Origin of the sequence: Enterobacter sp. DC4 (genome assembly GCF_000568095.1) — a bacterium.
Taxonomy (GTDB): domain Bacteria; phylum Pseudomonadota; class Gammaproteobacteria; order Enterobacterales; family Enterobacteriaceae; genus Enterobacter; species Enterobacter pseudoroggenkampii.
Genome location: NZ_AZUB01000001.1, coordinates 643040 through 657023, shown reverse-complemented (window position 1 = coordinate 657023; position 13984 = coordinate 643040). Strand labels below are relative to the sequence as shown.

Below are 13984 nucleotides of genomic sequence, written 5' to 3'. Positions count from 1 at the left end.
GAGGGGGTCGTCCGTGCAGGCATTATTTTATGGGGATCCCTTCCCCTGTTAGCCCAGTGCTACGGGGGGACAATTTACAAACTCTTTGCACTTCACCCGATCTTCCCGACATACCCATTCGCCATAATTATGTTTAACGCCTTATAAAACAATAACCTTATCATTTACATGGATTATGGTGATGATGACCTCTTCGCGTTTTACTCGCTGGTTAACCCTGTTTGCGCTGGCAGCCACCGTCGCGGTTGCGCTTCCTGCTCGCGCAAACACCTGGCCCCTTCCCCCTCCCGGCAGCAAGGTGGTGGGTGAAAACCGCTTTCATGTGGTTGAAAATAATGGCGGTTCTCTGGAAGCGATTGCCAAAAAATATAACGTCGGTTTTCTGGCCCTGCTGCAGGCGAACCCCGGCGTCGATCCTTACGTCCCGCGCGCGGGCAGCGTACTGACCATCCCGTTACAGACTATCCTGCCGGACGCCCCGCGCGAGGGGATGGTGATAAACCTGGCCGAGCTGCGTCTGTACTATTACCCGCCGGGTAAAAACGAAGTGACGGTCTACCCTATTGGTATTGGTCAGCTGGGCGGCGACACGCTGACGCCGACGATGGTCACCACCGTCTCGGATAAACGCGCGAATCCAACCTGGACCCCGACGGCCAATATTCGAGCCCGTTATAAAGCTCAGGGCATCGATCTTCCAGCCGTGGTGCCGGCAGGCCCGGATAACCCAATGGGACACCACGCGATCCGCCTGGCAGCCTACGGTGGTGTTTACCTGCTGCACGGCACGAATGCGGACTTTGGCATCGGCATGCGCGTCAGTTCCGGATGTATTCGTCTGCGCGATGACGATATCAAAACGCTGTTTAACGTCGTTACACCGGGAACCAAAGTGAATATTATCAATACGCCGATTAAGGTTTCTGAGGAGCCGGGCGGCGTGCGGCTGGTCGAAATTCACCAGCCGCTATCGAAAAACATTGGCGATGATCCGCAGACGCTGCCCATTAACCTGAATGCCGCGATGGTAAGCTTCAAAACGAATGCGAATACCAACAGCGTGGTGATGGAGCGCGCGATGGAGGCCCGGTCAGGCATGCCGACCGATGTCACCCGGCATCACGATGTAATCCAGCAATCGATGTAATCCAGCAATCGATGTAATCCAGCAATCGATGTAAATCATAAATAAAAAAAACGCCCTGCTCAGCAGGGCGTTTTTTTATTGCAGTGGCATAAATGAGGGTTTATGCCCGGCTTATTTGTAGATGACAGCCGTGCCGTGCAGGGTGTTAGGACCGGTCACAGAGGTGATGCGGTAAGATTTTGCACCCATCTCTTGCGCTTTTTGCGCCAGCTGATCTTCCAGTGAACCCAGGTTAGTCCCGGCAGACGCAGAGATCGTCCCGACTTTATGCTGATCGACCGGAGTGGACTGTACCTGTACAGCAGCAAAGCTTGCGAAAGAGAGTGAACTCAGGACAGCAGCAGCGATGAGGGTTTTTACGTTTTTCATGATGTTTACCTTTAGCAGATGAATTTGGAGGTCGTTATCTATTTAGTTAACGATCGATAGGTAAATCATAAATGTGATCCAGGTCACGCGTCAACATAATTTTATAACGACCACTAACTTAATTTTAAAGTTGTTATTTTTCATATAGATATGATTAATATATTTTTAAGCATTCAGCACTGGTGGTGGGTTGCGTTTATTTTTATAATGGCTATTCACCAAACCAACAGAGGACCAACGGCACATGACAACCGATGTCACGAGTTGTGCGAAGAAAAGCCGTGGCCGACCAAAAGTGTTTGACAGGGATGCAGCGCTTGATAAGGCCATGACTCTCTTCTGGCAACATGGGTATGAAGCAACCTCGCTTTCCGATCTGGTAGAAGCTACCGGAGCCAAAGCGCCGACGCTGTATGCCGAATTTACCAATAAAGAGGGGCTGTTCAGGGCGGTGCTGGACAGATACATTTCGCGCTTTGCGGCGAAACATGAAGCCCAGCTATTTTGTGAAGAGAAAAGCGTCGAACAGGCGCTTCGGGATTACTTCACCGCCGTCGCGACCTGCTTCACCAGTAAAGAGACGCCTGCGGGCTGCTTTATGATTAACACCTCTGCCACCCTGGCGGCGTCCTCGAAAGAGATTGCCAATACGGTGAAATCGCGTCATGCCATGCAGGAGGAGACGCTCAGCGCCTTTCTGGCTCAACGCCAGCAGCGCGGTGAAATCCCTGCGCAATGCAACCCTCAGCTGCTGGCGCAATACCTGAGCTGTATTTTGCAGGGGATGTCGATCAGCGCCCGTGAAGGGGCTACGCTGGAAAAACTGCAGAATATTAGCGAAACCACGCTGCGACTGTGGCCTGAGCTACTGAAAATCTGAAGCAAAAAAAAGCTCCTCAGCCTGAGCGCATGAGGAGCTAAATTCAGAGAACATCTTTTTTACACTTTGTTATTCAGAACCAGCTGGCCATTTCCATCCAGTGGAATTTGCGTGCCCGGGTCTTTATCCATGCGGATTTTGCCCTGCTGATCGCCAATTTTGTACGTCACGTCATAGCCCAGCATTTTTTCCGACTTGTCATAGACGGTTTTGCAGCGTTGCTGAGTCGTGGTGTAGGTATCATTATCCTGCATCGCGCCCTGTACCTGGTTACCGGCATAGCCGCCACCCAGCGCACCGACCACGGTCGCCACATCTTTACCCCGGCCGCCGCCGAACTGGTGACCAATCACGCCACCCGCTACCGCGCCCAGAACAGAACCGGCAATGCGGTTTTCATCCTGCACCGGACGACGGTGCGTCACGGAGACGTTACGGCACTCCTGACGAGGCGTTTTTACCGTTTCTTTAATCGGTGTAGCAGAAACCACCTGCGCATACTGCGGGCCGCGATCTAATACGTTGAGACTGGCAACGGCAGCCACACCTAACGCAGCCGCGACGCCAATCCCTATACCCGCCAACATTGATTTATTCACGGGACTTCCTCCTTTGTTGCTATTGGTAACAATTTTGCAATGGAGGCACGGCTTCGCCAATAAGATAAAGGATCAAAAAAGGGGCGTTGAGAGGAGATATATTGTATTTAGGAGAACTCTTAAGCACTCAAACTGTGATCTACAGCATGAAATGCTAAAAACTCCCTCCGGAGGACCCGGAGGGAGTGAAAGATTAGTGCAGCTTCAGACGCGGACGGATCACGCGGTTGATTCTGCCCACCAGCATCATCAGCCCGGTTTTGAAGTAGCCGTGCAGCGCAATCTGGTGCATGCGGTACAGGGAGATATACACGAAGCGGGCAATGCGCCCTTCTACCATCATTGAGCCGCGCATCAGGTTGCCCATCAGGCTGCCGACGGTAGAGAAGTTTGACAGAGACACCAGAGAACCATGGTCTTTGTAGACATAGGCCTTCATTGGCTTGCCTTTGTACTGCGCCAGAATGTTGTGCAGCACCAGGCTTGCCATCTGGTGAGCGGCCTGCGCGCGCGGCGGCACGAATCCACCTTCAGGACGCGCGCAGGAGGCACAGTCACCGATAGCAAAGATTTCAGGGTCACGCGTGGTTTGCAGCGTTGGCTCGGTGACCAGCTGGTTAATGCGGTTCGTTTCCAGACCGCCGATCTCTTTCATAAAGTCAGGCGCTTTGATACCTGCCGCCCAGACCATCAGATCCGCTTTGATATACTCGCCGTCTTTGGTGTGCAGGCCGCCTTCGTCGGCGCTGGTCACCATGGTCTGCGTCAGCACCCGCACGCCCAGTTTGGTGAGCTCATTGTGCGCCGCACCGGAAATACGCGGAGGCAGCGCAGGCAGAATGCGTTCACCCGCTTCGACCAGCGTGACGTTCAGCGCTTCGTTAGTTAACCCTTTGTAACCGTAGCTGTGCAGCTGTTTCACTGCATTGTGCAGCTCCGCAGACAGCTCAACGCCCGTCGCACCGCCGCCAACAATGGCGATATTCACCTTACCGTTCGCACCCATATTGCTGGTGTACTTCAGGAACAGGTTCAGCATTTCCTGATGGAAACGACGCGCCTGGTGCGGGTTGTCGAGGAAGATACAGTGCTCTTTCACGCCCGGCGTGTTGAAGTCGTTGGAGGTACTGCCCAGCGCCATGACCAGTGTGTCGTACGGCAGCTTGCGCTCAGGAACCAGCAGCTCCCCTTTTTCATCGCGCAACTCTGCCAGGGTGATGGTTTTGCTTTCACGGTTGATGTCCACCACCGAGCCCAGCTGGAACTGGAAATGGTGGTTGCGCGCGTGCGCCAGATAGCTGAGCGCGTCCACGCCCTCGTCCAGAGAACCGGTCGCCACTTCGTGCAGCAGCGGTTTCCACAGGTGGCTGTGGTTACGATCCACCAGCGTAATTTTGGCTTTTTTACCGCGACCCAGCTTCTTGCCCAGCTGTGTAGCCAGCTCCAGCCCGCCAGCACCACCGCCTACAATCACTATCTTTTTCAATGGCGTAGTCAACGTGACCCCCTCAAATTATTAACCAATTGTTAATTAAAAGTTATAAAAATAACCCTTAATTAACAACAGGTTACAGCACTGAAACCATTCAGGTGCATTGAGAATACCACGTCAGGCGCATTGGTCATACCAAAATTGATATGCATCAAGTTTTGATGGCTTAAAAGTAGACAATTCTGGTCAAAAAGAAAGCCCGGTACGCTTTCGCGGCCGGGCTTTGATGCCTGCGGATAAGGGATTAACCCAGCGTTTTAAACGCTTTGATACGCTGCAGATGCGGGGAGATGTTCTTGAACTTGTGGGTCTGTTCTTCGTCCCAGACGATCTCATAGTAATGATGCAGCAGTTCTGCTGCCCGATGGCTGTTGAGCGCTTCATCATTACGTGAAAGGATCACCAGGCAGCGGTCGCGGTTTTTCTCACGAAAATTGCTGACGCACTTGGTCGCAATATCGACATACTCTTCCGGGCGGTCAATTTTGCCTTCCATGTTCTCGTTCGGGAACAGGTTAGGATTGAACACCACCTGGCGAATGTCGCACAGGAAGCCAATCCGCTCCGCCCAGTAGCCACCCAGCCCCACGCCGCAAATCAGCGGGCGATCGTCGACGTTGAGCTGCAACATCTTGTCCACCTCTTTGAGCAGATGCTGCATATCATGCTTCGGATGGCGCGTGCTGTAGCTGATCAACCGTACATCCGGATCGATAAACTGCAGCTGCAGCACCTTCTCATGATTACCAGGACTGTTTGAGTCAAAACCGTGTAAATAGATGATCATCGTCTTCTCACCACGCTACGCCTTCCGGGAGGGTTTACAGGCTGGCTTTATGTGCCTGCCAGCGCTCATTCAGGTCTTCAAGCCGGGCGTTGACCGTCTTCCAGCGCGCCGAATCCATCAGCTCCTGACGGCTAAATGAACCTTTATGATACAATTGTGTAACACGCTCTGCATTGATCGGCGACAGGTTATCCAGCACGCTCACGGCACCTTTACGATTATTGCAGACCAGGATCATATCGCAACCTGCATCCAGCGACGCCTGACCGCGTTCAGCGTAGCTGCCCATGATCGCCGCCCCTTCCATGGATAAATCGTCAGAGAAGATCACGCCATTGAAGCCCAGCTCCTGACGCAGAACGGTTTTCAGCCAGTGCGGAGAGCCGCTGGCAGGACGCGGGTCAACGTCGCTGTAAATCACGTGCGCAGGCATAATGGCATCAAGCTTGTTGTCGGTGATAAGCGACCTGAACACCGACATATCTTTGGCGCGAATTTCCGCTTCCGGGCGCGGATCGCGCGGGGTCTCTTTGTGTGAGTCCGCCGTCACCGCGCCGTGACCCGGGAAGTGTTTCCCGGTGGTTTTCATTCCGGCATCGTGCATACCGTCGATAAACCGGGTCGCCATGGCCAGCGCAATACGCGGATCTTCATGGTATGAACGCTCGCCAATGGCGGCGCTGATATGCCCCACGTCCAGAACCGGGGCAAAACTGATGTCGATATCCATGGCGATCATTTCGCTGGCCATCAGCCAGCCGGCCTCCTGCGCCAGTTTCCCCCCCTCTTCCGTCCCTAACAGCGCGGCAAAAGACTGGGCAGCCGGCAGGCGGGTAAACCCTTCGCGAAAACGCTGCACGCGGCCGCCTTCCTGATCGACGGCGACCACCAGATGATTGCGCGACGCGGCGCGGATCTGACGCACCAGCTCACGCAGCTGCGCCGGATCGTGATAGTTGCGGGTAAACAGGATCAGGCCACCCACCAGCGGATGCGCCAGAATTTCACGCTCCTCCGCATCCAGCTCAAACCCTTCTACATCCAACATGACTGGACCCACATCCACCTCTCTTATCCTTTCGTTTGTAACTGACGCCAGGCATCGTCTGCCAGCGCAATAAAGTGTTTGTCTCTTGACTGCCGATAGCGCATTTCAAACCAGCCAGCCATTAACATGACGACCCAGGGTCGCCAGCATCTGACCTGACGCCTCAGCGCCTCGGGGTCAATATGTGCCACCTGGGCGTAGTCCCTGATGAGCATTTGCCGCGCGGCGTCACTCTCCGTCCAGACTGCCGCCAGCTCCAGTGCCACATCGCCATCTCCGGCATACTCCCAGTCGATAAGCCTGATGCCCGCTGGCGTATGAACAATATTCCCGGCATGAACATCCATGTGCAGCGGCGCGAGCCGAATCGGCTGCGGCTCGCCCGTTTTACGCAGCCGCTTGAGATGTGCCAGCCACATTGGGGTGCGTCTGCCAGGCTCGGCCTGCTGCCAGTAGCGTTCCAGCAGCGGGTATAACGTGATTCGCCATCCCAGACGTGGCTGCCGGTGCAGATGATACAGCATCGCCGCGAGCGCCGGCGTGTCCGGTAACGCGCTTTTAACGTCACCGTCCAGATAGTCGACGGCCATCCAGCCCTGTCTGAAAAAACGGGGGGCTGGCACGAGATCTGACGGAAGACGTCTCAGGGCACGAAACTGACGACGAAAATGGGAGGCAGGCGCGTAGGGATCGTGATTCTGCCGCAAGACCAGACGGTGTTCGCCCTGCGCTATAATGCAACTCGCGCCGCCAAGCCCGGAGTGGGCCTGCGGCGCGATAAGGCGGTACTGAGGAAAATAGCGCGTCAGAATCTCTTCACGCGTGCTGTCATTGTTGCGTAACCGCACCTTTACCTGACCAGATAATTTCGCCTGTCTGAACCAGCATCAGCTGCATCTGCAGGGCTGGGGTATTCACGTTACCGGTGGCGTTAGAGTAAAGCACATACTGTGCGCCAACGTTACGGGCAATGCCGATCGCCTTGCTGCGTGTGCCGAGACTATCCTGCGGCGACAGGCCCAGCTGCTGTTTGGCTACCGCGAGCTGCTGAGCCGAGACCAGCGTAAACTTGCCGTTGTTAGCCAGAGCATTGCGCAGGGTTTCTGTCGCTTCGCCCGCGTTCAGCGAACCGTTGGTACGGTTGTTGACGCTGTCGACCAGCAATACGCTGCCCGCCGTCACGCCCTGCGCCTGCAGCATTTTACCGACCATCGGCTGCATTGCCCCATTCCAGTCGTAGTGGCGCACGCGCGGTGCAGGCTGCGACGTCTGGTCCGGATGCTCAATCGGGCCAGGCTGCGCCGGTATAGACGGTACGGACGGCACGGTTGGCTGCGGCTGCGTTGGCTGCGTCGACTGTTCTGTGCCCGGTTTCGCCTCTTCCACAGGCGCAGGCTGTTCAGTTCGGGTCACACACCCCGCCAGGAACAGCGCGAAAGCTGTCACGAGCGCATAGCGGCTCAAGTTTTTAATCAAGGTTCACCCCTCAGAGATAAAGATAAAGTCTCACCTTATGCGCACCCAGATAGTTGGCGCTGCCATAGAGCGTTACCGACGACCTGGCCGGAATGGTGACGCTGCGCGGCGCCTCCAGCGGATGCATTTCGAGACCTCTTACGTCATACCAGAAAAAACGGTAGTGGACCGTCACGGGTTCGTGTCTTTCATTAAAGAGCGTTGAGGAGGCAGATGAGTTGATTTCACTGATGGTCAGCGCGGGCTGTTGCGCCGTGATGCCCGCGGCAAGCACGGAGGATTCCATGACCAGCGTCTGTTCATCGTTCACGGGGATCGCCGGGCGCGTGCTGCACCCCACAATCATCATCGTCACTACCAGCGCTGCAATACGCCCTTTACGCATGTCAAAGACCTTTATGTGCCAGCATCGGCCCCAGAGGACGTCCACCCAGCAGATGCATGTGAATATGATACACTTCCTGGCCACCATGACGATTGCAGTTCATGATCAGACGGTAACCGTCTTCTGCAATCCCTTCCTGTTCAGCGATTTTCGCGGCCACCGTCAGCATACGACCTAACGCCACTTCATGCTCGGTTTTTACGTCGTTTACAGTCGGAATCAGAATATTGGGAATGATAAGGATGTGCGTCGGGGCCTGAGGGGAAATGTCCCGGAAAGCCGTCACCAGTTCATCCTGATAGACGATATCCGACGGAATTTCGCGACGGATAATTTTACTGAAAATCGTTTCTTCAGCCATGACCTTTTCCTTTTTTGTTTAATCTGGCGCAATGCGTCCGCTGTAAACACACTCCCGGGATCGGTGTGTGACACAATTCAAGAGTATGAGCGAGTTTCTCCTGTCCTTTCAACCTCCTCCCTCGATTTCTTTCCTGAATGTTCATCAGCTGAGTGAAGAGTGACCGCTTGCGCGTCTCAGTGGCGTTTTTTACGACACAAATAAAAAAGGCAGCCATTCGGCTGCCTTAGTCTCCCCAGGTCACAACTTAGTTGCTGCGGATGTACTCATCCATTTCGGTTTTCAGGTTATCGGATTTGGTACCGAAGATTGCCTGTACACCAGAACCTGCAACAACTACGCCCGCTGCGCCCAGTTTTTTCAGACCCGGCTGGTCTACTTTCGCGACGTCGGCAACGCTCACACGCAGACGAGTGATGCACGCGTCCAGGTTAGTGATGTTCTCTTTACCACCGAACGCAGCAACCAGTGCAGGAGCCATTTCGCTGGTCGCGCCAGCTTTGCTGTCTTCTGTCGCATCTTCACGGCCTGGGGTTTTCAGGTCCAGTGCTTTAATCAGCACGCGGAAGATGGTGTAGTACACAACTGCGTAGCACGCACCGACGATTGGGAACAGCCACAGTTTGCTGCTGTTACCGGACAGAACGATGAAGTCGATCAGGCCGTGAGAGAAGGACGTACCGTCACGCATACCCAGCAGAATACAGATTGGGAACGCCAGGCCTGCCAGAATCGCGTGGATAACGTACAGGATCGGCGCAACGAACATGAAGGAGAACTCGATCGGCTCGGTGATACCGGTCAGGAACGAGGTCAACGCTGCGGAGATCATGATACCGCCCACTTTTGCACGGTTCTCTGGCTTCGCAGAGTGCCAGATAGCAATCGCCGCGGCAGGCAGACCGTACATTTTGAACAGGAAGCCACCAGACAGTTTACCTGCAGTTGGGTCGCCCGCCATGTAACGTGGGATATCGCCGTGGAATACCTGGCCTGCTGCGTTGGTGAATTCACCAATCTGCATCTGGAATGGAACGTTCCAGATGTGGTGCAGACCGAATGGCACAAGGCAACGCTCGATGAAGCCGTAGATACCAAACGCCACAACCGGGTTCTGGTAAGCAGCCCACTGAGAGAAGGTCTGGATAGCGGAGCCGATTGGTGGCCAGATGAAGGACAGGATCACGCCAGTGAAAATCGCTGCCAGACCAGAGATGATCGGAACGAAACGCTTGCCCGCGAAGAAGCCCAGATACTCAGGCAGCTTGATGCGATAGAAGCGGTTGAACATATACGCTGCAATCGCACCGGAGATGATACCGCCCAGAACACCGGTGTCCGCCAGGTGTTTCGCGGCAATCTCTTCTGCCGGTAAATGCAGAACCAGCGGCGCAACCACAGCCATGGTTTTCACCATGATGCCGTAGGCAACCACTGCAGCCAGCGCAGAAACGCCGTCGTTATTGGTGAAGCCCAGAGCCACACCGATCGCGAAGATCAGCGGCATGTTAGCAAAGACAGAACCGCCTGCTTCGGCCATCACGTGGGACACTACGGCTGGCAGCCAGCTGAAGTTTGCAGAACCGACACCCAGCAGGATACCTGCAATAGGCAGTACGGATACTGGCAGCATCAGCGATTTACCGACCTTTTGCAGGTTAGCAAATGCATTCTTAAACATAATTGAGAGTGCTCCTGAGTATTTGTGCTTTTTTTACGCTTTCACGCATTGGCCCGGGGGGAGTACCGTGCCGTGGACAGGACATCTAAGCGCCCTTTATTTATTACACAGAGTAAAATAATTCCCTCTGAGTTTGTTTGACGGCTATCACGTTTCAGCTTAAGGCGGTCGAAAAACTTTCAGTTATTTACAAAAAGCATGTCCGGATGTGTCTAAAAACACCCTCACCGCCCCAAATGAGGCGGTGAACTTTACTCGCTTTACTTATTAATTACGAGCCTAAAAAAAACAGGTGTATCAGACAGATTGCAGGCGGGCGGGGTCGATATGGAACAGCGTGGAGAAGTTTTCCGTCGTCACGCGGGCCAGCTCATCAATGCTGACGCCCTTCAGTACGGCCATGTACTCAGCCACATCTCTCGTCATAGCGGGCTGGTTCTCTTTACCGCGATGCGGTACCGGTGCGAGATACGGAGAATCGGTCTCCACCAGAATACGATCGAGCGGAACATAACGTGCAGCATCACGCAACTGCTCAGCGTTACGGAACGTCACGATCCCCGAAAACGAGATATAAAACCCCAAATCAAGCAGCTTACCCGCCGTTTCTCTGTCTTCTGTGAAACAGTGTAGTACGCCACCGCAATCCGTCACGTTTTCTTCCCGGAGGATCGCCAGGGTATCCGCACGCGCGTCGCGGGTGTGGACGATAACCGGCTTGTTCAGCTCCCGGCCAATGCGAATATGGTTGCGGAAGGACTCCTGCTGACGCGGTTTGGTTTCCGGCGTGTAAAAATAGTCCAGCCCAGTTTCCCCCATCGCCACCACGCCCTCTTCTGCTGCCAGTTGGCGCAGATCCTCAACGTCGTACGCCTCGTCCTGATTCAGCGGATGCACGCCGCAGGAGAACACCACGTTATCGCGAACGCCCACCAGCTCACGCATGGAGCGGTAGCCCGGCAGCGTGGTTGCCACCGCAAGACAGAATTTCACATCGCGGGCAGCGGCTTTTGCCAGCACGTCATCCACGTTTTTATGCAGGGATTGATAATCCAGGCCATCAAGATGGCAGTGTGAGTCGACTAAAAACATAATGTCTCTCTCAGAGATGGGAAACAGGCGGTGTGACGCCGGGTTGCAGGTAATGTTCGATACGCAGTAACTGGTCGGTCAGTAAAAGCTCGCGATTAAGGCCCGTCACGCTTAAAAGCTGTTCTCGGCTCTGGCAAATTTCATGAAGCATCGCATGAAGAATCGTCCCTGAGAGGCGGTTCGCCAGCGTATTCACCAGCGACCACGCATCCGGGTTGGTCAGAAGCGTTGCCCCTTGCTGAGTTTTGAGTGCATCCAGCAGCAACGAGGCCAGCCAGTGCAGACGCTCAACGACCCGATCGCTGTTAAGCGCAGGCAATACGCTTAGCCAGTCGTGATTATTCAGTGCCGTTTCAACAGCCCGGCAGAGCGTTTCTCGCTCTGACCAGACGTCAGGCTGCAGTAATGCCAGCGCCGCCGCGGGCGCGCCGCTGCTCAGGCGCAAGGCGGTCAGCGCACTCTCAGGTGACGTTGTCACCTCACGCTCAAGCCAGCTCAGCGCCCACGATTCCTGGGGCACCGCCAGGTGATGAAGACGACAGCGGCTACGCAGCGTCGCCAGTAATCGTCCCGGGTCACGACACGAGAGGAAAAACCACGTTTTAACCGGCGGCTCTTCCAGGGTTTTCAGCAGGGCATTAGCCGCCGCCTCGGTAAGCTGTGTGGCGTCTTTAAGCCAGACCACTTTAGCGCCGCCCAGTCGCGCGTGCTCGTACAATTTTTCACTGACTTCCCGCACGGCATCGATGCCGAGCGCGCTTTTGCCCTTCTCAGGCTCAAGGGTGTAGTAGTCAGGATGCGTGCCCGCCTGCATCAGCTGACAGCCACGGCATTTACCACAGCTCTTGTGCCCTTCCGGCTGCTGACACATCAGAAAACGGGTGATGGCATAAATCAACGCATCATCACCCATCCCTGGCAATGCCTGAATCAGTAACGCATGATGCCCCCGACCCGCCTGATAGCTGCCGATCAGCTGTTCAAAGTGTGGGCGCAACCATGGATACCATTTCATGCCTGCTGCTCCTGCACCCACTGCGTAATGGTATGCTGAATGTCACGCGTGACGTCGTCCAGGGACTGCGTCGCATCGATGGTACAAATTGAGCTGTCCTGTGCGGCAAGTTCAAGATAGCGCGCACGGGTGCGGTTAAAGAAATCAAACGACTCTTGTTCAATGCGGTCCAGCTCACCGCGCGCGCGGGCACGCTTGAGGCCCACTTCCGGAGTCACATCCAGATAGAGCGTCAGGTCGGGGCGAAAATCCCCCAGTACGGCATTACGCAGCGTGGCCAGCATGGTCTGGTCGATACCACGTCCTCCGCCCTGATACGCCTGAGTCGACAGATCGTGACGGTCACCGATCACCCACTTGCCGCCGGCCAGGGCAGGTTTAATAACCGTCTCAACCAGCTGAACGCGCGCCGCGTAGAACATCAGCACTTCGGCTTTGTCAGTGATAACTTCGTCGCCGACGGATTTAATATCCAGCACCAGGCTGCGCAGCTTTTCAGCCAGCTGCGTGCCGCCCGGCTCGCGGGTAAATACCATGTCCGCCACGCCAAGCGCTTTTAGCGTATCCACCACCACGTTGCGGGCGGTAGTTTTACCCGCCCCTTCGAGTCCCTCAATGACAATGTATTTACTGCGCATTTTTTTCCTTAAGTGCCTTCAGATAGTCCTGAACAGAGCGATTGTGGCTGGCAAGGTTGGTGTTAAAGGTGTGTCCCCCTTTTCCATCAGCCACAAAATAGAGATACGGTGTTTTTGCCGGATGCGCAGCGGCTTTAAGCGACGCTTCGCTCGGCGTGGCAATCGGACCTGGCGGTAATCCGCTAATCACGTAGGTATTATACGCCGTTGGCGTCTCCAGATCTTTTCTTGAGATCTTGCCGGCATAGCTCTCTCCCATGCCGTAGATAACGGTAGGGTCGGTTTGCAGACGCATGCCGATGCGCAGACGGTTGATAAATACTGACGCCACTCGATCGCGCTCGGCGGCAACGGCAGTCTCTTTCTCGATAATTGAGGCCATGGTGACAAACTGGTTTTGATCTTTATACGGCAGCCCGTCCATTCGCCCTTCCCAGGCGGCATCCACGGCGGCGACCATTTTTTTGTGCGCCCGTTTAAGAATCGCCACATCGGTCGTGCCTGCCGTGTACATCCAGGTGTCCGGCCAGAACCAGCCTTCCACCCACTCAGGATGCTCAAACTTGAGCACGTCGGCCACCGTCTGGTAGCTGTCATCCTTTAGAGTATGTTTGATATACGGTGCATCGCGCAGCTGTTTGAGGTAATCGCTCAGGCGCATCCCTTCCACAAATCGCAGGGGGAACTGGGCTTCCTTGCCGCTTTCCAGCAGCTGCAGCATCTCTCTGACGGTCATTCCCGGCGTAAAGCGATAGGTACCGGCTTTGAAATGTGACAGCTCAGGCTCCACGCGCAATAACCACTGGAATACCCGTGGACGATTGATAATCTTGTCGCCATAGAGCTGTTCCCCAAGCGCCTGGCGGCCGGTTCCCGCTTTCAGGGTAAAGATCGTTTCGTCTTTAACCAGGATCTTGCTGTCAGCCAGCTGGCGAACTTTCCATACGCCAGCTCCGCCAGCGACGCCCAGCGCAACGATGAGGATAAGGACAAAGCGCAACATTTTTTTCATGA

At 55.0% G+C, this 13984-nt stretch carries 16 protein-coding genes; 2 read left to right on the top strand and 14 right to left on the bottom strand.

The features are described from left to right. Positions 1 to 181 precede the first annotated feature (181 nt). Complete coding sequence (ldtC, locus tag P349_RS20860) at positions 182 to 1147, top strand: L,D-transpeptidase LdtC (RefSeq protein WP_032650862.1); 966 nt, start codon at positions 182 to 184, stop codon at positions 1145 to 1147. 111 nt (positions 1148 to 1258) lie between these two features. On the opposite strand, the gene bhsA is transcribed toward ldtC, so the two are convergent. Next, a complete protein-coding gene (gene bhsA, locus P349_RS20865) occupies positions 1259 to 1516 on the bottom strand; it encodes a multiple stress resistance protein BhsA (RefSeq protein ID WP_008500777.1) in 258 nt (85 codons plus the stop codon). A 244-nt stretch (positions 1517 to 1760) separates the two neighbouring features. Here bhsA and P349_RS20870 point away from each other — a divergent pair, with 244 nt between their 5' ends. Next, entirely contained in the window at positions 1761 to 2396 is a 636-nt protein-coding gene (locus tag P349_RS20870) for a TetR/AcrR family transcriptional regulator (protein ID WP_024909039.1), read from the top strand. A gap of 59 nt (positions 2397 to 2455) precedes the next feature. On the opposite strand, the gene P349_RS20875 is transcribed toward P349_RS20870, so the two are convergent. From P349_RS20875 to yceG, 13 genes are all read right to left on the bottom strand, one after another. Beyond that, a complete protein-coding gene (locus P349_RS20875) occupies positions 2456 to 2995 on the bottom strand; it encodes a glycine zipper 2TM domain-containing protein (protein ID WP_008500779.1) in 540 nt (179 codons plus the stop codon). A 193-nt stretch (positions 2996 to 3188) separates the two neighbouring features. Then, on the bottom strand, positions 3189 to 4493 hold the full coding sequence (locus P349_RS20880; protein WP_024909038.1) for an NAD(P)/FAD-dependent oxidoreductase: 1305 nt from the start codon (positions 4491 to 4493) through the stop codon (positions 3189 to 3191). A 238-nt stretch (positions 4494 to 4731) separates the two neighbouring features. Continuing rightward, positions 4732 to 5274, bottom strand: a complete 543-nt coding sequence (gene ycfP, locus P349_RS20885; RefSeq protein WP_008500781.1) for an alpha/beta hydrolase YcfP — start codon at positions 5272 to 5274, stop codon at positions 4732 to 4734. Positions 5275 to 5308: 34 nt separating this feature from the next. Beyond that, a complete protein-coding gene (nagZ, locus tag P349_RS20890; RefSeq protein ID WP_024909037.1) occupies positions 5309 to 6334 on the bottom strand; it encodes a beta-N-acetylhexosaminidase in 1026 nt (341 codons plus the stop codon). Between the two features lie 11 nt (positions 6335 to 6345). Further along, positions 6346 to 7170: a thiamine kinase gene (gene thiK / locus P349_RS20895; protein ID WP_032650861.1), complete on the bottom strand. Its 825-nt coding sequence runs from the start codon at positions 7168 to 7170 to the stop codon at positions 6346 to 6348. After that, positions 7151 to 7798: a penicillin-binding protein activator LpoB gene (gene lpoB, locus P349_RS20900; protein ID WP_032650860.1), complete on the bottom strand. Its 648-nt coding sequence runs from the start codon at positions 7796 to 7798 to the stop codon at positions 7151 to 7153. Before lpoB ends, thiK begins: the two co-directional genes overlap by 20 nt. A 10-nt stretch (positions 7799 to 7808) precedes the next feature. Continuing rightward, positions 7809 to 8183: a YcfL family protein gene (locus tag P349_RS20905; RefSeq protein WP_024909034.1), complete on the bottom strand. Its 375-nt coding sequence runs from the start codon at positions 8181 to 8183 to the stop codon at positions 7809 to 7811. A 1-nt stretch (position 8184) separates the two neighbouring features. Beyond that, a complete protein-coding gene (gene hinT, locus P349_RS20910) occupies positions 8185 to 8544 on the bottom strand; it encodes a purine nucleoside phosphoramidase (RefSeq protein ID WP_006809243.1) in 360 nt (119 codons plus the stop codon). 247 nt (positions 8545 to 8791) lie between these two features. Then, positions 8792 to 10225 (bottom strand): PTS glucose transporter subunit IIBC, encoded by a 1434-nt coding sequence (ptsG, locus tag P349_RS20915; protein WP_023311158.1) that lies wholly within the window; start codon positions 10223 to 10225, stop codon positions 8792 to 8794. Positions 10226 to 10522: 297 nt separating this feature from the next. Beyond that, positions 10523 to 11317, bottom strand: a complete 795-nt coding sequence (locus P349_RS20920) for a metal-dependent hydrolase (RefSeq protein WP_032650858.1) — start codon at positions 11315 to 11317, stop codon at positions 10523 to 10525. A 10-nt stretch (positions 11318 to 11327) separates the two neighbouring features. Further along, entirely contained in the window at positions 11328 to 12332 is a 1005-nt protein-coding gene (holB, locus tag P349_RS20925; protein ID WP_032650856.1) for a DNA polymerase III subunit delta', read from the bottom strand. Beyond that, entirely contained in the window at positions 12329 to 12970 is a 642-nt protein-coding gene (gene tmk, locus P349_RS20930) for a dTMP kinase (protein WP_024909031.1), read from the bottom strand. The genes holB and tmk overlap by 4 nt, the downstream gene beginning before the upstream one ends. Next, positions 12960 to 13982, bottom strand: a complete 1023-nt coding sequence (yceG, locus tag P349_RS20935; protein ID WP_032650855.1) for a cell division protein YceG — start codon at positions 13980 to 13982, stop codon at positions 12960 to 12962. Before yceG ends, tmk begins: the two co-directional genes overlap by 11 nt. Positions 13983 to 13984: the final 2 nt, after the last annotated feature.